Consider the following 23,217-nt stretch of genomic DNA (forward strand, 5'->3'; position numbering starts at 1 on the left):
AGGTTTCACTGCTGATGGGCGCCGGCCACTTCCACGCTTCTCCAGGCCATTCGGAGCCGACGCCGCAGGCGATGGCCGCCCGGCGCAGGGCCAACCGGATCCTGGCGGCGGTGCTGATCCCCATCACCTTGCTGGTCCTGGCGGGCATGGCGATGCTTTGGCCGTCCGGAAGCAAGGAAGGCATTTCGCTGGCCAACCCGTACTCGGCGGCCCCGGGGGTTACCTTCGACACCGGAACCATCCAGAGCGTGGTCACGGAAAACTGCATGCAGGGGGCAGCCCAGTCCAACCCGAACCAGCAGGGGCAAACCCAGCAGGGTCAAACACAGGGCGCCCCGGCGCAGCAAGGATCGGACTGCACGTTCGCCTTCACGGAACCGGACGCGGGCGGAAGTCCCGTCAAGGTCGTCATCAACCCTGACGTGGCAAAGTCCCACGGCGTAAAGCCGGGGGACCAGATCCGCTACCTGAACCTGTCCAACGCCCAGGGCGCGTCCGCTTCGCAGGGCTCACCCGCCTACATCTTCGTGGACTTTGTCCGAACCCTGCCCATCGTCCTGCTGGCCCTGCTCTACGCAGCCGTGGTGATCGCCGTCGCGCGGTGGCGGGGCCTGCGGGCACTGATCGGCCTGGTGGGGGCCTACTTCGTGCTCGCCACCTTTATGCTGCCCGGCCTGGTGGAAGGGAAGCCGCCGCTGCTGCTGGCGCTGGTGGGATCCACCGTGATCATGATCGGGGTGCTGTACTTCGCCCACGGGTTCTCGGCCCGGACATCAACAGCCCTGCTGGGCACCATCTTCGGGCTCGGCATCACGGCACTCCTTGCCGCGTGGGCCACTAACGCTGCCAACCTCGCCGGCGTCGGCAACCATGATGCCACCCAGCTGGTCAACACATCGTCGAACATCTCGATCTCCGGCGTGATCCTGTGCGGCCTCATCATCTCGGGGCTCGGCGTGCTCAACGACGTCACCATCACCCAGTCATCGGCCGTGTGGGAACTCTACGAACTGGCTCCGGCCAGCAGCGCCCGGAAACTGTTCAGCTCGGCCATGCGGATCGGCCGGGACCACATCGCCTCCACCGTCTACACCATCGCGTTCGCGTACGCGGGCGCCGCTTTGCCCATCCTCATCATCGTGATGCTGTACGACCGGCCGCTGGGGGAGACGCTCACCAGCGCCGAACTCTCCGAGGAGGTCATCCGGACCCTGGTCGGCTCCGTCGGGCTGGTCCTTGCCATCCCGGTCACCACCCTCATCGCCGTGCTGGTGGTCAAGGCGACCGGCATCAGGGAGGCGGCACCCGCCGTCGGAGGCTCTGCAAGGAACACGGGAGCTTCCCGGGGCAAGGAAGCTGTGCGGGACGCCAACGCGGGCCACATCACCGGGGGCCGTTACGACGGCGGCGGCAACCCTGCGGACGACGTCGAGGACACGGGCGCGCTCGCGGCGGCGGCCTATGAACGGAGGACGCAGGAAGGAAGCAGCCGCCGCGCCGTTGACGCTCCGGACGCTGCCCCGCTGACCCGCCGCGGCCGCCGGGCGGACCGCGGCTGACCGCCTGCCCCGAGCGCCCGTAGTCCCGGACGGGCCGATTTGCCCGGCTTTGCAACAATGGAATGGTGACTGTTGCAGCAACCCATCCAGTAGCCAAGCTGGAACTTCCGCCCCTGAAACTGGGTCCCATCACCGTGGACACGCCGGTGATCCTGGCGCCCATGGCCGGCATCACCAATTCCGCCTTCCGCAGGCTCTGCCGTGAATACGGCGGCGGCATGTACGTGGCAGAGATGGTCACCTCCCGCGCGCTGGTGGAACGGACCCCCGAATCCCTCCGCATCATTTCCCACGACGACGACGAGAAGGTCCGTTCCGTCCAGCTCTATGGCGTTGATCCGGGTACAGTCGGTGCCGCCGTGCGGATGCTCGTGGAGGAGGACCGGGCGGACCACATCGACCTGAACTTCGGCTGCCCCGTGCCCAAGGTCACCCGGCGCGGCGGCGGTTCGGCACTGCCCTGGAAGATCGACCTGTTCACCAACATCGTGCAGACGGCCGTCAAGGAAGCCTCCAAGGGCAACATTCCGCTGACCATCAAGATGCGCAAGGGCATCGACGACGATCACATCACGTACCTTGATGCCGGCCGGATTGCGCGCGATTCCGGTGTTGCCGCCGTCGCGCTGCACGGCCGCACGGCCGCCCAGTTCTACTCCGGCAAGGCAGACTGGTCAGCCATCGCCCGCCTCCGCGAAGCCCTGCCGGACATTCCGGTGCTGGGCAACGGAGACATCTGGTCCGCTGAAGACGCCGTCCGGATGGTCCGCGAGACCGGTGTGGACGGCGTGGTGGTGGGCCGCGGCTGCCAGGGCCGGCCTTGGCTTTTCGGCGACCTGCAGGCCGCCTTCGAAGGCAGCGACACCCGGCACACGCCCAACCTGGGCCAGGTGGCGGACGGCGTGTACCGCCACGCCCAGCTCATGATCGAGACGTTCGGCGGTGACGAGTACAAAGCCCTCCGGGAGATCCGAAAGCACATGGCCTGGTACTTCAAGGGCTACCCGGTGGGCGGGGACCTGCGCGCCAAACTGGCCACGGTGCCCACCCTCGAGGTGCTGCGTACCCTGCTGGATGAGCTGGACCAGGACGTGCCGTACCCCGGCGTTGACTCGGAGGGCCCGCGCGGCCGTGCCGGGACGCCCAAGAAGCCGGCGCTGCCCAAGGACTGGCTGGACTCGCGATCCCTGAACGACGAGCAGTCCCGGGACATCGCCGCCGCGGAACTGGACGTTTCCGGTGGCTGACATTCCCCTGGTTGACAGTCCTGCCGTCCTGGCCCGCTCCGGCTACGACGCCGATGACTCGGCCCGCTGGGTGGAGGAACCGCCCAAAAGCATCTACCGGTCCGACTTCGAGCGTGACCGGGCCCGCGTGCTGCATTCCTCGGCCCTGCGCCGGCTTGGAGCCAAGACCCAGGTGGTGGCGCCGGACACGGACGACTTTGTCCGGACCCGCCTGACGCACAGCCTGGAAGTTGCTCAGGTGGGCCGCGAACTGGGGCGCGCCTTGGGCTGCGACCCGGACGTGGTGGACACCGCCTGCCTAAGTCACGACCTGGGTCATCCGCCTTTCGGCCACAACGGCGAATCCGCGCTGAACGAGGTGGCGCACGCGATCGGCGGATTCGAGGGCAACGCCCAGACCCTCCGGCTCCTGACCAGGCTCGAACCCAAGGTCCTCACCGGGGAGGGCCAGCCGGCCGGCCTGAACCTCACCCGCGCCAGCCTGGACGCGGCGTCCAAATACCCGTGGTCGGCGCTTGAAGCTCCGGTGATCCATGGCCGGCGCACCAGCAAGTTCGGCGCCTACCAGGATGATCTTCCGATTTTCAACTGGATCCGGCAGGGCGCACCTGAGCGCCGGACCTGCCTGGAAGCCCAGGTCATGGACCTCGCTGATGACATCTCCTACTCCGTGCACGACGTGGAGGACGCCATCGTTGCCGGGCACTTCCAGCTGCGCTGGATGGACAACCCGGACCACCGCGCCCGGGTGGTGGGCTACGCCAAGCAGTGGTACCTGCCGCACAACGAGCCCGCAGCCATCGACGCCGCCCTGGCGCGCCTCGAGGCAACCGACGTCTGGGTCCGCGAGGCGGACGGCAGCCGCAAGTCCATGGCTGCCCTGAAGAACATGACCAGCCAGCTGATCGGCAGGTTCTGCCAGAGCGCGCTGGAAACCACCCGGGCCGTCTACGGGCCCGGCCGGCTCACCCGCTACAACGCCGAGCTCATGGTCCCTGATGAGACCGTGATGGAAATCGCCGTCATGAAAGGCCTGGCAACCACGTTCGTGATGACTACGGAGCACCGGCAGCCCATCTACGAGCGCCAGCGGGAGGTCCTGCACGCACTCGTCACCACCCTGAGCGCCACGGGCGACCGGCACCTGGAACCGATGTTTGCCGCGGACTGGCGGGACGCGGCCGACGACGCCGCGCGGCTACGGGTGGTGATCGACCAGGTGGCTTCCCTGACCGACGGCTCAGCCCTGGCCATGTACGAGCGCCTGGTGGGAAGCCTGCCGTCGCTTTGGTGAGGAACGCCGTGGTGAGGAACGCCATATGCTGCCCGGCGCCGTCGTACCCCCGCATTAGGATTGCTCTGTGGCTGGGCTGATCAAACGTGAAGATATCGACGAAGTACGCCAGCGCACGGACATCAAGGAAGTGGTTGACGGCTACGTCACCCTGAAGGGCGCCGGGCTGGGGACCTGGAAAGGCCTGTGTCCCTTCCACGACGAGCGTTCGCCGTCATTCACCGTCCGCCCCCAGGTGGGCCGTTACCACTGCTTCGGCTGCGGCGAGGACGGCGACGTCATCGCCTTCGTCCAGAAACAGGACCACAGCTCCTTCCAGGAGGCCGTGGAGAAGCTGGCGGCGCGCATCGGCTATGAGCTGCGCTACGAGGACGGCGGCACCGGCCCCAGCCGCGAGGAAGTGGGACGCCGGCAGCGGCTCCTGGACGCCCACAAGATCGCGGACGAATTCTTCCGCGCCCAGCTCCTGACGCCGGGGGCTGCGGAGGCGCGCATTTTCCTGCACGGCCGCGGCTTCGACCGGTCCGCCGCGGAGCACTTTGGCTGCGGCTACGCCCCGCAGGGGTGGGACGCCCTCCTCAAGCACCTGCGCGGCCGCGGCTTCACGGACGCGGAGCTCAAGCTCACCGGCATGTTTTCGGAAGGCAACCGCGGCCTCTACGACCGTTTCCGCGGCCGCCTGATCTGGCCCATCAAGGACATCGCTGGGGACACTATCGGCTTCGGGGCGCGCAAGCTCTTCGAGGACGACCAGGGCCCCAAATACCTCAACACCCCGGAAACGACGCTCTACAAAAAGTCCCAGGTGCTGTACGGCATCGACCTTGCCAAGCGCAGCATCGCCAAGGACCGCCAGCTGGTGGTGGTGGAAGGCTACACGGACGTGATGGCGTGCCACCTGGCGGGAATTACGACGGCGGTGGCCACCTGCGGCACGGCATTCGGCACCGAGCACATCAAGATAGCCCGCCGGCTGCTGTCCGACGACGGTACCGGAGGAGAGGTGGTGTTCACCTTCGACGGCGACGCCGCCGGCCAGAAGGCGGCGCTGCGCGCCTTCGAGGAGGACCAGCGCTTCACCGCGCAGACGTACGTGGCCGTCGAGCCCAGCGGCGCGGACCCCTGCGACCTGCGCCAAAGCCGCGGAGACGAAGCCGTGCACGCCCTGGTGCAGTCCCGCAGGCCGCTGTTTGAATTCGCCATCCGGACCACCCTCGAGCAGTTCAACCTGGACACCGTGGAAGGGCGCGTGCAGGGACTGAAGGCCTCCGTCCCTGTAGTGGCTGCCATCAGGGACGCCTCCACCCGGACGGGCTACTGCCAGGCGCTCACGGGCTGGTTGGGCATGCCGGACCCCAACGAGGTGCTGCGGCTGGTCAACGCCGAAGTGAAGAACGCCGCCAAACGCGGGGACCAGGGACGTCCACCGGGCGGTGGGAGCCAGGTTCAGGGCGCCAACACCAACGGCGGCAGCCGGTCCCACGGCGGGCTCGGCCATGGCGCGCCGGGTTTCCCCGCTCCTTCCTTAGCCGGCGGTCCCGGTGTGGCTGAAGGGCCGCCGTCGGGAGCTGTTCCCTCGTTCCACCGGCCAGACCCGCGGGACCCCGTCGCCTCCATGGAGCGGCAGGCGCTGGAGGTGGCGCTCCAGGCGCCCTCCCTGCTGGCCGGTGCGGCCTGGGACCGCTTTTCTGAAGCCCGCTTCGCCACCCCTGCGTTCCAGGCCGTCCACGACGCGATGCGCGCCACCGGTCCCAAACTGGCGGAGGATCCCGTGCGGTGGGTGGAGCACGTCATGCACGAGGTCCCGGAGCCGCTGCGGCCGCTGGTGTCCGAACTGGCGGTGGTGCCGCTGCCGGCGAGTACCGAAGAAGCGGTGCTCAAGTACTGCCGCGATATCCTTTCGCGCCTCTTCGAGCTCCAGATCACCCGCGTCAAGGCGGACAAGATGGGCCAGCTGCAGCGGCTGGACCCGGCGGCGGATCCCGAGATGTTCCAGCGGCTCAACCGGGAACTGATGATGCTGGAGATGGAGCGCCGGACCCTGCGCGCCGAAGCCTAGCCGGGCGGGCAGGCGCCGCAGCAGTCCCGATTTCGTTTCCCGGGCAGGTGTTTGCTAGGCTAATACCCGCTTCATTCCTCCTTAGCTCAATTGGCAGAGCATTCGACTGTTAATCGAAGGGTTGCTGGTTCAAGTCCAGCAGGAGGAGCTTCCAATCCCCGTTCCGGCCTCCGGAACGGGGATTTTTGTTGTTGCCACGGGCTGCTTCGCGCCGCCGAACAACCCTTTTGGCCCGCGAATCCGCCGATTTCACTTTCGCCGGAATCCTTTGCTAATGTCATACCTGCTTCATTCCTCCTTAGCTCAATTGGCAGAGCATTCGACTGTTAATCGAAGGGTTGCTGGTTCAAGTCCAGCAGGAGGAGCTTTCGGAAAATCCCCGTTCGTCGCAAGGACGAACGGGGATTTTTGATTTTCCGGGCCGGGGTGGGAAGGCGCTAGACGAAATCCATCTCCACCTGCAGGAAACGTTCGGCCTCGGCGATGGCCGCTTCGAAGGCTTCTTTCTCGGTGGGGGACCTGCGCGGCTGCCTGGGGCTCCACTCGTGGGCGGCCGAGTGGATCCGCACGAATCCCGTTTCCGGCGGCGCATAGAAGATGCCGAACCGCTGCACGGGCCACTCCGGGGAGGTCTCGGGAGCCACCAGCAGGGCCGCGCTGAACGCCGGGTTGTACCACTGGGCGATGGGCCGCCGTCGGTCCTCGGTGAAGAGCCCGGCGGCGTAGAGGGTGGCAGACTGTTGGCCGGTTTGGGCGCGCAGCCGCTCCCACCACAATGGCAGAATCGCGGCATCGCACCGTTGCCATGTGGCCGGAAGCGGCGGCTGGTCCTGCCAATTGGGCACGGTCACATTTTATCCCGGCAGGAGCGCCCAAGGGCAGGTGCGGCCCCTGGCGCGGGCGGAGCCTAGGGTTTGTCCCGCTGCTTCCAGGGCCCCGGATTGACCCGGTATAGCAGGGCGGCGCCGGCCACGAGGCCCAGCGCGATGCCCATGGCGGGGTTGCCGAGGGCCCTCCCCGCGAAATAGCCGATGACGGCGCCCAGCACCGCTCCGAGGAAGAGCCCCCTTCCGTTGCGGTTCGGCCTGTGCTTGCCGGCGCTCATTCCATGGCTCCGTTCACTTCATGCCGCTGTTCAGTGGATCGACGGGACGGTGCGCGGCCGGACCACAAGCCAAAGTGCCGCGATGGCCAGCAGGATGCAAGCAGCCTGCACCGCGCCCATGGGCGTGGCGCTGGTGATTCCCAGCCAGCCGACCACGGGCGAGATCAAGCCGGCCATCATGAACGTCGAGAACCCCAGCAGCGAGGCCGCCGTGCCCGCCTGCCCGGCGTGGCCTGCCAGGGCGAGTACCTGCACGCAGGGGAACATGAAGCCCGTGCCCATAATGTAGAACCACAGCGGGACCAGTACGCCCCAGAGGCCCAGTCCCAGCTGGTCGAACACCACGATCAGCATGGCCATCAGGAACATCCAGGCCGTGGCGGCGGCAAGGATCCATTGCGGCGGGACCCTGCGGATCAGGCGCGAGCTTGTCTGGATACCGGCAACGATGCCGAGCGAATTGATGCCAAAAAGCACCCCGTATCCCTGCGGCGAGAAGCCGAAGACGTCCTGGAAAAGGAAGGGCGAGGCCGACAGGTAGGTGAACAAGCCGCCAAAGTTAAGCCCCGCCACCATCAGCAGGCCGACGAAGATCCTGTCGCTAAAGAGAATCCGGTAGCGCTGGCGGGCTGTCATGCCGCTCTGGGCCCTCTTTTCCGGCGGAAGGGTCTCCCGGACCAGGAACAGTGAGGCGATGATGACCAGCGTGCCGTAGCTGGCCAGGAACACGAAGATCCCCGGCCAGGGCATTATCAGCAGCAGTTGCGAACCGATGACCGGTGCCAGGATGGGCGCCAGACCGTTAACCAGCGACATGCGGGAGAACATCTTGACCATCGCGTATCCGGAGAACAGGTCCCGCACCATGGCCATGGCCACCACGCCGCCGCCGGCCGCGCCAACGCCCATCAGCACCCGGAAAATACCCAGGGTGGTGATGTCCGTGGACAGCGCCGCCCCCAGCGAGGCCGCGATGTGCAGAGCTGTGGCGAGGATCAGGGGATACCGGCGGCCGAACTTGTCACTGAACGGCCCAACCACCAGCTGCCCGAAGGCGAAGCCCACGGTCGTTCCCGCGAGGGTCAGCTGGACCTGGGCCTCCGGCACGCCAAGGCTTGCCTCCAGCGCCGGAAACGCCGGCAGGTACAGGTCGATGGTGAAAGGACCCAGGGCCGTCAGGGCGCCGAGCAGGAGTATGTACAGGAGTTTCCGACGGCGGCTGAGCAGGTCGCCGGGATTGGAGGCAGTGGTCACGGATGTCAATCCTAGGCCCGGTTCCGGCGTATTTTGCAGCGTTGTAGTCCGCGCCGCCCCGGCAAGCCCCGAAGTTCGTCCTGAACCTGAATGGTAGTTTTGTGCCGGGGACTGTGCCGATGCACTTTCCCGCACCACGGAAGCCGGATCAAGCAAAAACCAGTAAGGCGGAACCGATGAGCGGACGTCACAGCGGGCGCACCAGCCCGGGATTGCGCATCACCGCGCTGCCCCGGACGGTCAAACTCCTTTTCCGGCTGGCCCCGCGCCAGCTGAATGATGAGATCGCTTTCGCCAAGATCGAGCTCAAGCGCAAGGGCGTCCAAGTTGGAGTGGCGGCTGCCTTTTTTGCCATTGCCCTGGTTTTCCTGGTCTTCCTGGTCATCGGGCTCATCGTCGCCGCCATTATGGGCCTGGCCACCATCATGCCGGCCTGGCTGGCAGCCTTGCTGGTGTCGGCAGCCTTCCTGCTGATCGCGCTCATCGGGGCCCTGATCGGGCTGCGGAAGTTCAAGAAGGCCATGCCCCTGCTTCCGCAAGAAACCATCCGGGGCATCAAGCACGACGTCGGAGTCGCCAGGGAGGGGTCGGCCTTCAACTCTGCCGTCCTGGACCCGAACAGCCCCGAAGCAAAGGCTGCCAAGGCCGCCAGGGAAGAGGCCGCCGCCAAGGCCAAAGCCGAAAAGGCCGCAAGGGATGCCGAGCACGAAAGGGAATTCCCCCACGCGTCCGAGCCGGAGCTGGTGCGCCGGCTCAACCAGCGCCGCCACCACCTCACCGAGGCACGCGACCAACTAGGCACGGAACTGGACGTCAAAACCCAGGCCCGGTACCTGCTGTCCGTTGCCCGGGGCAAGGTCCGGGAGGGCCAGGCCCTCGCTTTGCACGGCAAGGATGCGGTTAGCGCCAGGCTCGCAGGGCTCTCCGGAGCCAGTGAAGGCCTGCAGAAGCGGTGGAAACCGCTGGCGTTCCTGGCCGCAGCCGGCACCGTTCTGGTGGTCCTGCTGCGGAAGCTGATCCGCACGTACTGAACGGTGGGAGCTGGCGGGCCGACGGGCGGCACGCCAGCAACTGCACAACCCGCGCCGACAAGGCAGCAGCATAGAAAGGGGGACGGGTGAAGTTTATTGGTGCCGGCGCCCGTCCCGGCCGTCCCCAGGTGGACCACGACGTCGTGTTCACCATCCCCAACCTGCTCACCGTGGTGCGGTTCATGGGGGTTCCGCTCTTCATTTGGCTGGTTCTGGCGCAGAAGGAGTACGGCGCCGGGGTGGTGGTCCTCGCCGTCATGGCCAGCACGGACTGGATTGACGGCTACATAGCCCGCCGCTTTGACCAGGCATCGAAACTCGGGCGGATCCTCGACCCCATCGCCGACCGGCTTGCCCTGATCGCCGTCGCCGTCACCCTGGTGATCGCCGGCGTCGTGCACTGGCTGTACCTGGCCGCGCTGGTGGTGCCGGATGCGGTGCTGCTCGCCCTGACGCTCTCGCTCTTCCGGGGGCATCCGGATCTTCCCGTCAGCGTGGTGGGCAAAATCCGCACCGGGCTGCTGCTCCTGGGAACACCCATGCTGGTTCTTTCCCGCTTGGACACCGGATTCTCCGAGGGGCTGTTCGTGGCCGCGTGGGTGGTGCTGGGGCTTGGACTGGTGGGCCACTGGATCGCCGCCTACAACTATTTCTGGGCGATTCTGCGAAAAGGCAGGATGCGCAGCGACCACGACGGCGGGACCTCCTGATGGTGTGGGTGGCCGTCGCCCTCGCGGTCGTCGGAGCCTTCTGTCTTGCGTTTGGTGCCCAGCGGCAGGGCAGTGCGGTCAAGGCGGACACCGGGGGACTGGCGCTGAGCTCGAACGGCTTCCTCCGGCTGCTGCGGAACCCGCGCTGGGTCTTCGGCCTCCTGCTGCTCGCGGCCGGGATGGCCATGAACGCCGTGGCACTGGTGTCTGCGCCGCTGACCGTGATCCAGCCCATCGGAGCCATCGCGCTGGTGATCACCACCATCGTCAACGCCCGGGACCAGGACCTCACCATCAACCGCGCCACGTGGGTAGCGATTGCTGCCTGCGTGACCGGTTCCGCCCTCTTCGTCCTGCTCGCCGTCACCGTGACCCAGGAGAACCACCACGTCAGCCTTGGGGACGAGCTGACCATTGTGCTGCTGCTGGCACTTGCCGTCGGCCTGTTCGGTTCCCTGGCCGTCATGTTCCGGCACCGGATGAACGCCTTTGTCTACATCCTGGGGGCCGGTGTCCTGTTCGGATTCGTGGCCGTGCTGACGCGTATCATCGGAAAGCACCTGCTTGATCCCAACGGGCTGTTCCTGCTGAACGTGCAGTGGTACTCCGTGGTGGCCATCATCGCCGCGGGCGGCCTGGGATCGTGGTTCGTGCAAAGCGCCTACTCCACCGGACCGCCGGATCTTGTGATTGCGGGCCTCACCGTCATCGATCCCATAGTGGGCATCGCCATCGGAATTGTGATCCTCGGTGAACTTCGCCCCGACGTGCACGCCGTTATGGCGATTGCCATGGGAACCGCCGCTTCCCTTGCTATCGTTGGGGTTATCGCCCTATCCCGCCACCATCCCGAAGTCACCAAACGCAAAAAGGACGCCCGGAAGGCGGGGGGCAGGCCAACCCACTAGCCCGTTCCTACAAGAGATCCAGCAATTACACGAAGCCGGGCGCGCATGCCGGGCCAGCCGTGCAGTCAGTCAAAGCTGTCCGCACCGTGACCATCAGGAGCTTTCCACGTGACCACGCCAGCCGACCAGCGCCCGCTGACCATCCTGATCGCCGCCGACACCTATCCTCCGCACGTCAACGGCGCAGCCCAGTTTGGCTACCGCCTGGCCAAGGGGATGACGGGGCGGGGACACAACGTGCATGTGCTGGCCTGCAACACCGGCAAGGGCAAGAGCTTCACCGAGTTCCACGACGAAGCGACGGTGCACCGGCTCCGCTCCCACAGCGTGCCCACCCACGAGTATTTCCGCATCTGCTTCCCCTGGGAGATCAAGAAGGAAATCAGCCTGCTGTTCGACCGGGTGCAGCCGGACGTTGTGCACATCCAGAGCCACTACATGATTGGCGAGCACGTCCTGTACGAGGCCGTGAAGCGCGGTGTGCGGATCGTGGCCACCAACCACTTCATGCCCGAAAACCTCAATCCGTTCCTGCCATTCCCCCAGTGGTTCAAGAACATCATCGGCCGCATCTCCTGGAAGGACATGGGCAAGGTGATGGGCCAGGCGGATGTGGTCACCACCCCGACGCCGCTGGCGGCGCGTGCCATGCACGAGCACGCCTTCCTGCGCAGGGTCCTTCCCCTGTCCAACGGCATCGACTCGGCTGCCTACGAGCTGCAGCCGGGCGAGCACATTGAGCCCCATCAGCACCCCACGGTGATGTTCGCGGGCCGGCTGGCGGAGGAGAAGCACGTGGATGTCCTGATCAGGGCCATCCGGAAGACCCCGCCGGAACTGAACGTCCACCTCGAAATCGTGGGCGGCGGCGAAGTCCGTGCATCCCTCGAGCAGCTGGTGGAGCGGCTTGGCCTGGGCAGCCGGGTGAAGTTCCTTGGTTTGGCCAGCGACGAGGACCTCCGCAAGGCCTATATCCGGGCCGATGTGTTCTGCATGCCCGGCACCGCTGAGCTGCAGTCCCTGGTCACGCTCGAGGCGATGTCCGCATCCACTCCGGTAGTGCTGGCTGACGCGATGGCGCTGCCGCACCTGGTGCGGGACGGCGAAAACGGCTACCTCTTCACCCCCAACGACAGCGATGACCTGGCCAAGAAGATCACGCAGATCCTCCAGCTGCCCAAGGACCAGCGCGACGCCATGGGGCAGGCGAGCAGGGCAATGGTGGAGCCGCACAGCATTCAGGGCACCCTGCAAACCTTCGAGGACCTCTACCGCGGCGCGGGCTACGAGGACAAGGTGGTCTGAGCGCTGTCCGGGGTTTGCTAGAGTGTTTTTGCCCTGAAGCTCGCAGATTGTTCACCTGCGTGCGTACGGGGCCTCTGGGGCTATAGCTCAGCTGGTTAGAGCGCGGGACTCATAATCCTAAGGTCCTCGGTTCAAGTCCGAGTAGCCCTACGTCAGAAACCGCGGCCGACGATATCCGTCGGCCGCGGTTTCTTTTTTAACCAGCGCATCTGCGGTAAGTTACTGCCGAGTAACATAACGGCCCCCGTCCTGAACTGCCGGGCAATTATTATCCGAAGGGTAACCATGTCCACACCTTCCAGCGCCCCTGATGACCTTCCCTATGCCGACGGCGACTTCTATGCGTTTGAGCAGCTGCTGACTGCCAAGGAGCAGGACCGGCTGGCAGAGGTACGCGACTTCCTGGCGCGGGAAGTTCGTCCCATCGCTGTGGACTACTGGAACCGCGGCGAGTTTCCAATGGACCTCATCCCCAAGTTGGGCGACATTGACCTGGTTAGCCCTGTCCGGCGGCAGGGGTATTCCAACCTGCTCGCAGGGCTGATTCACGCGGAGGTGACGCGGGCGGACGCCTCCATCGCTACCTTCCTGGGAGTCCACGACGGACTCTTCGCCGGTTCCATTGAGGTGCTGGCCTCACAGGAGCAAAAGGACGCCTGGCTTCCCGACATCTACGGCATGAAAAAGATCGGCGCCTTTGGCCTGACCGAGCCGCTCGGCGGCAGCGACGTGGCAGGCGGGACGCGGACCACCGCCCGGCGCGACGGCGGCTCCTGGATCCTCAACGGGGCCAAGCGCTGGATCGGCAACGCCACCTTCTCCGACTGGGTAGTCATCTACGCCCGCGACCTGGCCGACAACCAGGTCAAGGGCTTCCTGGTGGACACCAGCCTGCCGGGATACAGCGCCACCGCGATTGAAAACAAGATTTCCCTCCGTACCGTCCAGAACGCCGACATAACCCTCGACAACGTGGTGGTTCCCGGCTTCTACAAACTGGAACACGCCAACAGCTTCCGCGACGTCAACAGAGTCCTCAAAGTCACCCGCCTCGGCGTCGCCTGGCAGGCCGTCGGCCAGCAGCTTGCCGCCTTCGATGTTGCCCGGCGCTACGCAGTGGAACGCCACCAGTTCGGCCGCCCGCTGGCATCGTTCCAGCTGGTCCAGGACCAGCTGGTCAAGATCCTCGGCAACGCCGTCAGTTCAATGGGAATGATGGTGCGGCTCTCGCAGCTTGAGGACGCAGGGCAAACCAAGGATGAACAGTCCGCCCTGGCCAAAGCCTTTACCACTGCACGGATGCGCGACAGCGTCGCCCTTGGCCGAAGCATCCTGGGCGGCAACGGCATCGTCACTGACTTCGAGATGGCGAAGATCTTTGCCGACGCCGAAGCCATCTACTCCTATGAGGGCACCGCCGAAATAAACACCCTGGTGGCCGGCCGCGCCATCACCGGCATCTCGGCCATTATCTGATCCCCTCCTCCTCAGGGCGGTCCCTCCAGCGGCAGCAGGACGGACGGCCGCAGGTCCATCACGAACTGCAGGGGATTGACGTAATCCTCGCCGCGGCGCACGCCCCAGTGGACGCAGGACGGCGTTCCGCAATGGCCGGCGAGGGTGGTGCCAATGACTTGGCCTTCGGTGACCATGCTGCCGGCCGCCAGGGTACTCCCGACGGGCTCGAAGCTGCTGCGCAACCCGTTGCCGTGGTCGATGGTGATCACCGGCCGGTCCACCACCACGCCCGCGAAGGTGACGGTGCCCGCCGCGGGGGAGGTGACAGGGGCGCCGTCGGACACTGTCCCAAGGTCCACGCCCCTGTGCCCGCTCAACCACGGCTTGGGCGGCGGATCGAAAGCCCGCAGCACTGGCGGGCGGGGCGCCAGCGGCCAGCGCCAGGAAGGCGGAGCCGCCTGTGCGGCCGGATCTCCGCCCGCCGTCGCCGCAGCAGGGCGGGCAGCCGGATGGTAGGGCATTGGTTGCACGGTGGATGCCACCGACGCGGGCAGGAGGAGCAGGGCGGCCAGCAGGACAGGGGGTTTCATGCGCCCATGCTGCCCGGTGGCCCCGGCACCCGGAAGGCCGGGGCGTGTCATGTGGATAAGGTCCTGCGCGCGGCCCCGGCTGTCCGGCGGACGCGGGTCCTGTAGTACACTGGGTGGAGCAGTTTGCTGCGCCCTCAACGTTTCCCGTCCCAATGGTTCATCCCAACGGTGTTCCTGCCTGTCCGGATTGCGTCGGCACGCCTCATTCAGGAGTGTGGGGGAGCGGTGGCTGACTACGCGTATCCAGCCCTCCACCGGTGAAGCTTCGCCAAGCCGGGGAGGATCGCGTCTCCTGCGGTCCGTGCCACCCGGCACGGATGGGACCGCGATGGGTGCCAGGAGCACGGCCCGAACCCGGGCCACGCTAAACAACCGTCAACTATTGGCAGGGTAAGAAGCCCAGGGGCTCTCTCATGAATGACCTGCCGGAAGGAGCGTCGGCATGCCCGTCGTAACCATGCGCCAGCTGCTTGACAGCGGCGTCCACTTTGGACACCAGACCCGCCGTTGGAACCCGAAGATGAAGCGCTTCATCTTCACCGAGCGCAACGGCATCTACATCATTGACCTGCAGCAGTCGCTGTCCTACATCGACCGCGCCTACGAGTTCGTCAAGGCCACCGTCGCCCACGGCGGCACCGTGCTCTTCGTCGGCACCAAGAAGCAGGCCCAGGAAGCCATCGCCGAGCAGGCAACCCGCGTCGGCCAGCCGTACGTGAACCAGCGCTGGCTCGGCGGTATGCTGACCAACTTCCAGACCGTCGCCAAGCGCATCCAGCGCATGAAGGAACTCGAAGAGATCGACTTCGACGACGTCGCCGGTTCCGCTTACACCAAGAAGGAGCTGCTGCTCCTCAAGCGCGAACTCACCAAGCTGGAGTCCAACCTCGGCGGTATCCGCAACCTGACCAAGGCTCCGTCCCTGCTCTGGGTCGTGGACACCAAGAAGGAACACCTCGCCGTTGACGAGGCCAAGAAGCTGAACATCCCGGTTGTGGCCATCCTGGACACCAACTGCGATCCGGACGAAGTCGACTTCCCGATCCCGGGCAACGACGACGCCATCCGCTCCGTGAACCTCCTGACCCGCGTTGTTGCCGACGCCGTCGCTGAGGGCCTGATCGCCCGCAACAACCGCGGCACGGGTGCAACCGAAGCTCCCGAAGAGCCGCTGGCCGAGTGGGAGCGCGAGCTCCTCGAGGGCAGCAAGGCTGAAGAAGCTGCTGCTCCGGCTGAAGCGCCGGCTGCCGAGGCTTCCTCCGACGACGCCAAGTAAGACAACTAAATCCGGATTCTCCGCGCTGTCCGCAGCCGGAGCTGCTGACAGGATGGCCGCCCGCAGCCGCGGGCAGCCGTCCTGTCGGTCCGTAACCACATCACATTTCTAGACAGAGGGGTTCACATGGCGAACTACACTGCCGCGGACATCAAGGCCCTGCGCGAGCGCACCGGCGCCGGTATGATGGACGTCAAGAAGGCTCTTGACGAAGCCAACGGTGACGCCGAGAAGGCCATCGAAATCATCCGCATCAAGGGGCTCAAGGGCGCTACCAAGCGTGAAGGCCGCTCCACTGCGGAAGGCCTCGTGGCCGCCAAGGTCAGCAACGGCGTGGGTGTCATGATCGAGGTCAACTGCGAGACCGACTTCGTCGCCAAGGCCGACAAGTTCATCCAGCTTGCCGACAAGGTCCTGGCCGTCGCCGTCGAGTCCGGTGCTGCCGACCTCGAGACCCTGCTGGCCACCGAGGTTGACGGCAAGCCGCTGTCCGAGGTCGTCGTCGAAGAGGGCGCCGTCCTGGGCGAGAAGGTTGTTGTCCGCCGCATCTCCCGCGTTGAGGGTGCCACGGTCGACGCTTACCTGCACAAGACCTCCAAGGACCTCCCGGCCCAGGTTGGCGTTCTGTTCGCGGTCGACGGTGAAGGCGAAGCCGCTGCCACCGCCGCCCACGACGTCGCCGTCCACATCGCTGCAATGGCTCCGAACTACCTGACCCGCGAAGACGTTCCGTCCGAGCTGGTTGAGTCCGAGCGCCGCATCGCCGAAGAGACCGCCAAGGCCGAAGGCAAGCCCGAAGCCGCCCTCACCAAGATTGTGGAAGGCCGTGTGACGGGCTTCTACAAGGGCGAGGTGCTGGTTGACCAGTCATTCGCAAAGGACGCCAAGAAGTCCGTGGCTCAGGTCCTCGAAGAGGCCGGTGTCAAGGGAACCGCGTTCACGCGTTTCCGCGTCGGCTCCTAGTCGAAACTGCAAGGGGGTGGCCACTTCGGTGGCCGCCCCTTTTGCATGCGCGCAGTACGCGCCAAGCCCGCCGGTTCCGGCCACCGGTTCGGCAGGATAACCTTTTTTCAGAGTTCTCAACGGGAAGGCATCATGGAAGCCGTCAATACTGTAATCCATCCAGAGAAAAGCAAACGGCGGGTCCTCCTGAAGCTCTCGGGTGAGGTCTTCGGCGGTGGCAAGCTGGGTGTCGACCCCGAAACCGTCCGCGACGTCGCCAAGCAGATCGCGGCAGCCGTGCCCCAGGTCGAGGTGGCCATCGTCGTCGGCGGCGGCAACTTCTTTCGCGGCGCTGAGCTCTCGCAGAGTGGCATGGACCGCTCCCGGGCCGACTACATGGGCATGCTGGGAACGGTCATGAACTGCCTGGCGCTGCAGGACTTCCTGGAGCAGGCGGGCGTCGAGACCCGTGTCCAGAGCGCCATCACCATGGGACAGGTGGCGGAAGCCTACATCCCGCGGCGTGCCATCCGGCACATGGAAAAGGGCCGCGTGGTAATTTTCGGCGCCGGTGCCGGCCTGCCCTACTTCTCCACGGACACCGTGGCTGCCCAGCGTGCGCTTGAGGTCCACGCCGACGTTGTCCTGATGGCCAAGAGCGGCGTGGACGCGGTCTACACCGCCGACCCCAAGAAGGACCCCTCAGCAGAACGGCTTGAAACGCTCAGCTACGACGACGCGCTCCGCCGCGACATCCGCGTCATGGACCAGACGGCCATGACCATGTGCAAGGACAATGACCTCTCCATGGTGGTCTTTGGCATGGAGGGCGAGGGCAATGTCACCCGCGCCATCCTGGGCGAGAAGCTGGGCACGCTGGTCACAGCCTAGCTGCGGCTAGGATGTTTTCAGGGAAAGTTCCGTCCCTGCCGTGGCGGCCGGGACGGAAGCAGCAACAGCCAACGACGCGGACGGGACCTGTAGTTCCGGACCACACCAGAACCTGAGGAGAGACAGTGATCGAAGAAACCTTGCTCGAAGCCGAAGAAAAGATGGACAAGGCCGTAGAGGTAGCCAAGGAAGACTTCGCTTCCGTCCGCACCGGCAGGGCCAACCCCGGCCTGTACAACAAGGTCCTGGTGGACTACTACGGCTCGCCCACCCCGCTGCAGCAGTTGGCCTCGTTCGCGATCCCGGACGCCCGGACCATCCTCATCACCCCGTTCGACAAGACCGCCCTGCGCGATATCGAACGCGCCCTGAGTGACTCCGAGGTGGGCGCCAACCCCTCCAATGACGGCAACGTCATCCGGATCACCATTCCGGAACTGACCAAGGAACGCCGCAAGGAATACGTCAAAATCGTCAAGACCAAGGGCGAGGACGCGAAGATTTCCATCCGCAACATCCGCCGCAAGGCCAAGGAAACCTTGGACCGCCTGGTCAAGGACGGCGAAGCGGGCGAGGATGAGGGCACCCGGGCAGAAAAGGAACTGGACGGCATCACCAAGGCCCACGTGGACGGCATCGATGAGCTCCTGAAGCGCAAGGAAGCTGAGCTGCTCGAAGTCTGATGGGCCAGGCAGATCAGGCCCCGGCAGCACGGGCGCGCACACGGGGGAAGCAGCCCAGGAGCAATCCGACGCCGAAGGCAGGACGCAACCTGCCGGCCGCCGTGGTGGTGGGCCTGGCCATGCTGTTCGCGGTGCTCGGCGGGCTGCTCTTCCTGCCGCTCGGTTTCGTGGCCGTAACCACGGCCTTTGCCGTGTTCGGCGTCTGGGAGATCTACCGCGCCCTCGAAGCCAACGGAACAAGGATGCCCATCGTGCCGGTGATGACCGGCACGGTGGCCATGCCGTTCGTGGCCTACCTGGGCGGCATCGAAAGCCTGCTGTTCGCCATGCTGCTCAGCTCCGTGGCCGTGCTCCTGTGGCGCTCGATCGAAAGCGCCGCCGGCTCGGCCAACAGCATTTTCGCAGGAGTCTTCACCCTTGGCTGGGTGCCGTTCTTCATCAGCTTCGCCGCGCTTCCGCTGCACGCCGCCGACGGCCCGTCCCCGCTTGGGCTCTGGCCCGGCGGCACCATCCCCGACGGTGCCTGGCAGGTTGCCGTCATGCTGCTGCTGGTGGTCTCCAACGATACGTTCGGCTACCTGGTGGGCGCTTCCCTCGGCAAGCACCCGATGGCGCCCAAAATCAGTCCCAAGAAATCCTGGGAAGGATTCGCCGGCTCTGTTGCCGGCGCCATCCTCATCGGCGTCCTGGCCTGCCTTTTTATCCTGGACAAGCCCTGGTGGGTGGGGGTTGTGCTGGCCGTTGGCACGGTGGCTGCCTCTACAGCGGGTGACCTCGCTGAGTCCATGGTGAAGCGTGAACTGGGCGTGAAGGACATGAGCAGCATCCTGCCAGGGCACGGCGGAGTCATGGACAGGCTCGACTCCATCGTGTTCGCTTCCCCCGTTGTCTTTGTCCTTTACGGTCTGGTCGCCGGAGCCTGACCAATAAACCCTGCCGGGCCGGCACCATAGACTGGTGCAGCAGCGCTACGGCTCAGAAGCATCATCGAAGGAAGCACAGTGGCATTGGACATTCATCGGCAGATCTCCGGGTCCTTTGAGCGCGTCGCGCGCAGTGAGTACGGCTACAACGCCAGGCAGGTGGATCAGTTCCTGCAGCGGGCGCGCATTTCCCTGGAGAGTCCCGAAGCCGCGGCCGAGCCCGTCAACAGCGCCGACGTCCGCGCCGTTTCCTTCGACCCCGTCAAGGGCGGCTATTCGGCATCAGTGGTGGATGCAGCCCTCGACAGGCTGGAGGACGCCTTTGCCCGCAGGGAACGTGACGACCTGATCGCAGCCCGGGGCGAGGACGCCTGGCTGCGGGAAATCGGCAAGCTCTCCGGCATCCTCCGCGGCCGGCTGCACCGTCCCGACGGCGAACGCTTCCGCAGGCCCACAAAGAAGAAGGCACGCAGCTACAACACCGCCGACGTCGACCGGCTGTGCCGTGAGCTCGTTGCCTACCTGGAGCAGGACAAGCCGCTGAGCGTGGACAGCGTCCGGCGCGCCGTCTTCCGCCCAGCCGTGGGCCGCGACGGCTACGAGGAAGCCCAGGTTGATGCTTTCCTGGACCGCGTCGTCGAGTTGATGGCCGCCATCGACTAGGTCCTGCATGTGGACAGGCATCGGCTCAATCCCCGCCCGGCGGGGTGGGTGACAGCGGCACGAACCGCTGCCAGATGCCCCGGTAGGCGCGGTAGCCGTAGTAGGCGGATACGGCCAGGAAGCTTAGCCCGCACACCGCCCCGACCAGCACCGCGGTTCCCGTCCCGGCGCCGATAAGCGTCAGGACCAGCCCCGCCAGGATGGCAATCAGGGCAGCGTTCGCGGCGGTCATGAAGATCATGCTGCTCCCGGCAAGGTGGCTGAGGTTGCTGCGGGTTCCGAAGAAGAAATATGTCCGGCCGGAGCCGGCCTCGTCGTCGTGGTAAGCAGCCATGAGGTAGGGCGCCACGCCCGGGTCCAGGTCCACATAGGCGGCCCGCAGCCGGTTCATCGCGGTCACGTACATCAGGTCCTCCTGCGCTACGTTCAGGACGCGCACCTGCGTGAGCAGCCCCATGGCCACGTCAATGCACAGGATGGTCACCGCAAGCAGCACGAACGCGTCCGAGAACCGGGTGGCCTGGCCCACCAGTGCTGCGCTTACGATGCTGGCCGAGGTGAACGTAAGGAACATGCTGATCCGGGTCAGCGCCTCGCTCTGGGTGGTGCTGCGGGAGGCCAGCAGGGCCCCAGTGCTCGGTGGCGGGCAGCTGCGCCCGCACGGACGGCGGCACCCGGTCCTGCGGCCCTGGCGGACTCCCGCCGTCGGTGGACATGGCGCAATTGTGCACCTGTCAGCGTTCGGTAGCCAGCGGCCGTTCCGGGGTGTGCAGCCGGGTCATGACCCGCGCCATCGTCCTCGGGACCCTGCCGGCGGTGGCGCGCGAGACTACGACCATCACCGTGAAGGCCGCGGGAACGCTCCACGCCGCGGGCTGCGCGAGCCAGACGGGTATGCTCGCCGCGCCCGCCACCGCACCAATGACCATTGCCCCGCCGCAGAGCAGGCCGCCGGTCACCATGCCGGCGATCGCACCGGCGTCGGTCAGTCCCCGCCACCAGATGCCCAGCAGCAGGACCGGGCAGACCGTGGACGCGGTGAAGGCGAACACCAGGCCCACGCTGCCGGCGAGGGCGAAGGAGTCCGTCATGAAGGCGAACGCCAGCGGCACGACGGCGGACATCACCGCAGCGAGGCGGAACCCGCCGACGCCGGCGCCCAGGACGTCCTGGCTGATGACCCCGGCCAAAGAGACAACCAGCCCTGACGTTGTGGACAGGAAAGCGGCGAACGCGCCGGCCACCACCAGGGCCGAGAGAAGATCGCCTGCCGTTCCATCCACAAGCTCACCCGGTAGCAGCAGCACCAGGGCGTCCGCCTGGCCGGACCGGGCCAGGTCCGGGGCGAACATCCGCCCCACCATGCCGTAGGCGGTGGGAAACAGGTAGAAGACCGAGAGCAGCCCCAGGACGATCAGGGTGGTCCTCCGCGCCGACTGCCCGTCAGGGTTGGTGTAGAAGCGCACCAGCACGTGCGGGAGCCCCAGGGTGCCGAACAGCAAGGCAACCAGCAGGGAGATGTTCTGGTAGAGGCCGGCCGGGGGTGCGCCGGTCGGATTCACGGCCGGCGGAGCCAGCTCCGGGGCATCGGCCCCGGCCAGCATAAACACGATGAAAAGGATTGGCACGGCCAGGGCGGTCAGCTTGAGCCAGTACTGGAACGCCTGGACGAACGTTATGGAGCGCATCCCGCCGGCGACCACGGTCAGGCAGACGACGATCACCACCGCCACCGATCCCACCCAGGACGGCAACCCCGTGGTGATCCGGATGGTCAGCGCGGCGCCGTGGAGCTGGGGAACAATGTAGAGCCAGCCCACCAGCACCACTACCAGGCTGGTGACCTTCCGTACGGGCCGCGAGTCCAGCCGCGCCTCGGTAAAGTCGGGGATGGTGTAGGCCCCGGAGCGGCGCAGCGGTGCGGCGACGAACAGCAGCAGCATCAGGTACCCGGCCGTGTAGCCCACGGGGAACCAGAGCGCGTCCGTCCCGGAGAGCAGGATCAGCCCTGCCACACCCAGGAAGCTGGCGGCGGACAGGTACTCGCCGCCGATGGCCGAGGCGTTCCACCAAGGGCGCACGGTCCGCGACGCAACGTAGAAATCGCCGGTGGTGCGGGAAATCCGGAGGCCGTAGAAGCCGATCACCGCGGTAGCCACGGACACCACGGCAAGCGCGGCAATGGCAACGGCGGCGTTCACGGGGCCATCACTGGTCACCGGCCAGGTCCCGGTAGCGGGCCTCGTTCCGGGCGGCGGTGCGGATGTACAGCCAGGCGCTCAGCCCGATCACCGGATAGATGCCGGCGCCCAGCAGGAGCCAGCCGAAAGGGATGCCGGCAATGCGGGTTTCGGCCAGGCCCGGAACCACGGCCAGCAGCAACGGAAATGCTGCCAGGATCACCAGGAATCCTCCGGCGACCACCAGGGCAAGCCGCAGCTGCGACCGGATCAGGGACCTGACAAAAACCTGCCCCACGTCCGATTCCTGCGCGGCTTCGCGTGTCTCCTGGGAAACCCGCGCCGGGGTGGCGGGAGCGGTCACCCGCACCCTGGTCACGTCTGCGGCCTGATCCGGGTGGCGCCAAGCTTTTCCCGCACGGTGGGCAGGTGCCGCCGGCTGATGGGGAGGCTGGCGCCGGCGACGGTCACGCACGGGCCGTCCGCGGCAAGCTTCATGGAGGTGACGTGCTTCAGGGCTACGAGGTAGGACCGGTGGGTGCGGAGGAATCCCGCCTCCGCCCATTGCTGCTCCAGGTCGGCCAGCGGCACCCGGATCAGGTAGCTGGCGTCGGCTGTGTGCAGCCGCGCATAGTCTCCCTGCGCCTGGACGTACGTGACGTCGTCGCGCCGGATCATCCTGGTGGTCCCGCCCTGGTCCACCGTGATCATCTCGGGCGCGCTGCCGCCGTCACGCAATTCACTGATCCGGCCCACCGACCGTGCCAACCGCTCCGCCCGGACCGGCTTGAGGAGGTAGTCCACGGCCGCAAGTTCGAAGGCGGCCAGCGCGTGGTCCTCATCAGCGGTTACGAACACCACGGCCGGCGGGTGGCTGCTGGCCGAAATGGCCCGGGCGATGTCCAGCCCGGACACGGCCGGCATATGGATGTCCAGGAAGACCGCGTCCACGGTCCCGGTGGAGAGGGCGCGGAGGGCCTCCGACCCGGACGTCGCCCGGAGGACCTTGCCGATGCGTCCGTCCCGGCCCAGCAGGAAAGCGAGTTCTTCCACGGCGGGCAGCTCATCATCGACGACGAGGACGTTAATCATCCTCCTAGGGTAGCTTTCCGGCGCCACGGGACCGGCCAAGGGGCCGC

General features: G+C 66.3%; 23 protein-coding genes and 3 tRNA genes. 18 read left to right on the forward strand and 8 right to left on the reverse strand.

Going from position 1 to position 23,217, the window contains the following annotated elements; translation table 11 throughout:
- Nucleotides 1-14 precede the first annotated feature (14 nt).
- The 6 genes from FDW83_RS05585 (at nt 15) to FDW83_RS05610 (ending at nt 6,524) form a co-directional block, all read left to right on the forward strand.
- Nucleotides 15-1,559: a YibE/F family protein gene (locus tag FDW83_RS05585; RefSeq protein ID WP_370281166.1), complete on the forward strand. Its 1,545-nt coding sequence runs from the start codon at nt 15-17 to the stop codon at nt 1,557-1,559.
- Nucleotides 1,560-1,624: 65 nt separating this feature from the next.
- A complete protein-coding gene (gene dusB, locus FDW83_RS05590) occupies nt 1,625-2,806 on the forward strand; it encodes a tRNA dihydrouridine synthase DusB (protein WP_138136612.1) in 1,182 nt (393 codons plus the stop codon).
- A gap of 1 nt (nt 2,807) precedes the next feature.
- Complete coding sequence (locus tag FDW83_RS05595) at nt 2,808-4,100, forward strand: deoxyguanosinetriphosphate triphosphohydrolase (protein ID WP_370281169.1); 1,293 nt, start codon at nt 2,808-2,810, stop codon at nt 4,098-4,100.
- 67 nt (nt 4,101-4,167) lie between these two features.
- Nucleotides 4,168-6,159, forward strand: a complete 1,992-nt coding sequence (gene dnaG, locus FDW83_RS05600; RefSeq protein WP_138136613.1) for a DNA primase — start codon at nt 4,168-4,170, stop codon at nt 6,157-6,159.
- 75 nt (nt 6,160-6,234) lie between these two features.
- Nucleotides 6,235-6,307 (forward strand) — tRNA-Asn (locus tag FDW83_RS05605).
- Nucleotides 6,308-6,451: 144 nt separating this feature from the next.
- Nucleotides 6,452-6,524, forward strand: a tRNA-Asn gene (locus FDW83_RS05610).
- Nucleotides 6,525-6,596: 72 nt separating this feature from the next.
- On the opposite strand, the gene FDW83_RS05615 is transcribed toward FDW83_RS05610, so the two are convergent.
- The 3 genes from FDW83_RS05615 to FDW83_RS05625 form a co-directional block, all read right to left on the reverse strand.
- Nucleotides 6,597-7,004: a hypothetical protein gene (locus FDW83_RS05615; RefSeq protein ID WP_138136614.1), complete on the reverse strand. Its 408-nt coding sequence runs from the start codon at nt 7,002-7,004 to the stop codon at nt 6,597-6,599.
- Between the two features lie 62 nt (nt 7,005-7,066).
- Nucleotides 7,067-7,264 carry a hypothetical protein gene (locus FDW83_RS05620; RefSeq protein ID WP_138136615.1) on the reverse strand — a complete coding sequence of 66 codons (198 nt, stop codon included), beginning with the start codon at nt 7,262-7,264 and terminating at the stop codon, nt 7,067-7,069.
- A 30-nt stretch (nt 7,265-7,294) separates the two neighbouring features.
- Nucleotides 7,295-8,518: a multidrug effflux MFS transporter gene (locus FDW83_RS05625; RefSeq protein WP_138136616.1), complete on the reverse strand. Its 1,224-nt coding sequence runs from the start codon at nt 8,516-8,518 to the stop codon at nt 7,295-7,297.
- A 176-nt stretch (nt 8,519-8,694) separates the two neighbouring features.
- Here FDW83_RS05625 and FDW83_RS05630 point away from each other — a divergent pair, with 176 nt between their 5' ends.
- From FDW83_RS05630 to FDW83_RS05655, 6 genes are all read left to right on the forward strand, one after another.
- The gene (locus FDW83_RS05630) at nt 8,695-9,549 is read left to right on the forward strand and encodes a phage holin family protein (protein WP_138136617.1); all 855 of its coding nucleotides are present in this window, start codon (nt 8,695-8,697) and stop codon (nt 9,547-9,549) included.
- An 86-nt stretch (nt 9,550-9,635) separates the two neighbouring features.
- Nucleotides 9,636-10,259: a CDP-alcohol phosphatidyltransferase family protein gene (locus FDW83_RS05635; protein WP_138136618.1), complete on the forward strand. Its 624-nt coding sequence runs from the start codon at nt 9,636-9,638 to the stop codon at nt 10,257-10,259.
- Entirely contained in the window at nt 10,259-11,167 is a 909-nt protein-coding gene (locus FDW83_RS05640) for a DMT family transporter (protein WP_138136619.1), read from the forward strand. Before FDW83_RS05635 ends, FDW83_RS05640 begins: the two co-directional genes overlap by 1 nt.
- Nucleotides 11,168-11,275: 108 nt before the next feature.
- A complete protein-coding gene (locus FDW83_RS05645) occupies nt 11,276-12,472 on the forward strand; it encodes a glycosyltransferase (RefSeq protein WP_138136620.1) in 1,197 nt (398 codons plus the stop codon).
- Between the two features lie 76 nt (nt 12,473-12,548).
- Nucleotides 12,549-12,622: transfer RNA gene (locus FDW83_RS05650), tRNA-Ile, on the forward strand.
- Nucleotides 12,623-12,757: 135 nt separating this feature from the next.
- Nucleotides 12,758-13,948 (forward strand): acyl-CoA dehydrogenase family protein, encoded by a 1,191-nt coding sequence (locus FDW83_RS05655; protein ID WP_138136621.1) that lies wholly within the window; start codon nt 12,758-12,760, stop codon nt 13,946-13,948.
- Between the two features lie 11 nt (nt 13,949-13,959).
- On the opposite strand, the gene FDW83_RS05660 is transcribed toward FDW83_RS05655, so the two are convergent.
- Entirely contained in the window at nt 13,960-14,520 is a 561-nt protein-coding gene (locus FDW83_RS05660) for a M23 family metallopeptidase (protein ID WP_138136622.1), read from the reverse strand.
- A gap of 442 nt (nt 14,521-14,962) precedes the next feature.
- On the opposite strand from FDW83_RS05660, the gene rpsB reads away from it, so the two are divergent.
- The 6 genes from rpsB to FDW83_RS05690 all read left to right on the forward strand — a co-directional run bounded on the left by rpsB (nt 14,963) and on the right by FDW83_RS05690 (nt 19,898).
- A complete protein-coding gene (rpsB, locus tag FDW83_RS05665) occupies nt 14,963-15,796 on the forward strand; it encodes a 30S ribosomal protein S2 (protein WP_138136623.1) in 834 nt (277 codons plus the stop codon).
- 126 nt (nt 15,797-15,922) lie between these two features.
- Nucleotides 15,923-16,759 (forward strand): translation elongation factor Ts, encoded by an 837-nt coding sequence (gene tsf / locus FDW83_RS05670; RefSeq protein ID WP_138136624.1) that lies wholly within the window; start codon nt 15,923-15,925, stop codon nt 16,757-16,759.
- Between the two features lie 132 nt (nt 16,760-16,891).
- Nucleotides 16,892-17,629 carry a UMP kinase gene (gene pyrH, locus FDW83_RS05675; RefSeq protein WP_138136625.1) on the forward strand — a complete coding sequence of 246 codons (738 nt, stop codon included), beginning with the start codon at nt 16,892-16,894 and terminating at the stop codon, nt 17,627-17,629.
- A gap of 125 nt (nt 17,630-17,754) precedes the next feature.
- Nucleotides 17,755-18,312 carry a ribosome recycling factor gene (gene frr, locus FDW83_RS05680; RefSeq protein WP_138136626.1) on the forward strand — a complete coding sequence of 186 codons (558 nt, stop codon included), beginning with the start codon at nt 17,755-17,757 and terminating at the stop codon, nt 18,310-18,312.
- Nucleotides 18,312-19,235 carry a phosphatidate cytidylyltransferase gene (locus FDW83_RS05685; RefSeq protein ID WP_138136627.1) on the forward strand — a complete coding sequence of 308 codons (924 nt, stop codon included), beginning with the start codon at nt 18,312-18,314 and terminating at the stop codon, nt 19,233-19,235. The genes frr and FDW83_RS05685 overlap by 1 nt, the downstream gene beginning before the upstream one ends.
- Nucleotides 19,236-19,313: 78 nt before the next feature.
- The gene (locus FDW83_RS05690; protein ID WP_138136628.1) at nt 19,314-19,898 is read left to right on the forward strand and encodes a DivIVA domain-containing protein; all 585 of its coding nucleotides are present in this window, start codon (nt 19,314-19,316) and stop codon (nt 19,896-19,898) included.
- Nucleotides 19,899-19,923: 25 nt separating this feature from the next.
- Here FDW83_RS05690 and FDW83_RS05695 read toward each other — a convergent pair whose 3' ends face one another.
- The 4 genes from FDW83_RS05695 to FDW83_RS05710 all read right to left on the reverse strand — a co-directional run bounded on the left by FDW83_RS05695 (nt 19,924) and on the right by FDW83_RS05710 (nt 23,170).
- Nucleotides 19,924-20,472, reverse strand: coding sequence for a hypothetical protein (locus FDW83_RS05695; protein ID WP_370281167.1), 549 nt, complete (start codon nt 20,470-20,472; stop codon nt 19,924-19,926).
- A gap of 160 nt (nt 20,473-20,632) precedes the next feature.
- Entirely contained in the window at nt 20,633-22,099 is a 1,467-nt protein-coding gene (locus FDW83_RS05700; protein WP_138136761.1) for a cation acetate symporter, read from the reverse strand.
- A gap of 7 nt (nt 22,100-22,106) precedes the next feature.
- The gene (locus FDW83_RS05705) at nt 22,107-22,457 is read right to left on the reverse strand and encodes a DUF485 domain-containing protein (protein ID WP_138136629.1); all 351 of its coding nucleotides are present in this window, start codon (nt 22,455-22,457) and stop codon (nt 22,107-22,109) included.
- Nucleotides 22,454-23,170: a LytTR family DNA-binding domain-containing protein gene (locus tag FDW83_RS05710; RefSeq protein ID WP_138136630.1), complete on the reverse strand. Its 717-nt coding sequence runs from the start codon at nt 23,168-23,170 to the stop codon at nt 22,454-22,456. The genes FDW83_RS05705 and FDW83_RS05710 overlap by 4 nt, the downstream gene beginning before the upstream one ends.
- Between the last annotated feature and the right edge of the window lie 47 nt (nt 23,171-23,217).

It is taken from the genome of Pseudarthrobacter sp. NamE2 (genome assembly GCF_005796205.1).
Classification (GTDB): domain Bacteria; phylum Actinomycetota; class Actinomycetes; order Actinomycetales; family Micrococcaceae; genus Arthrobacter.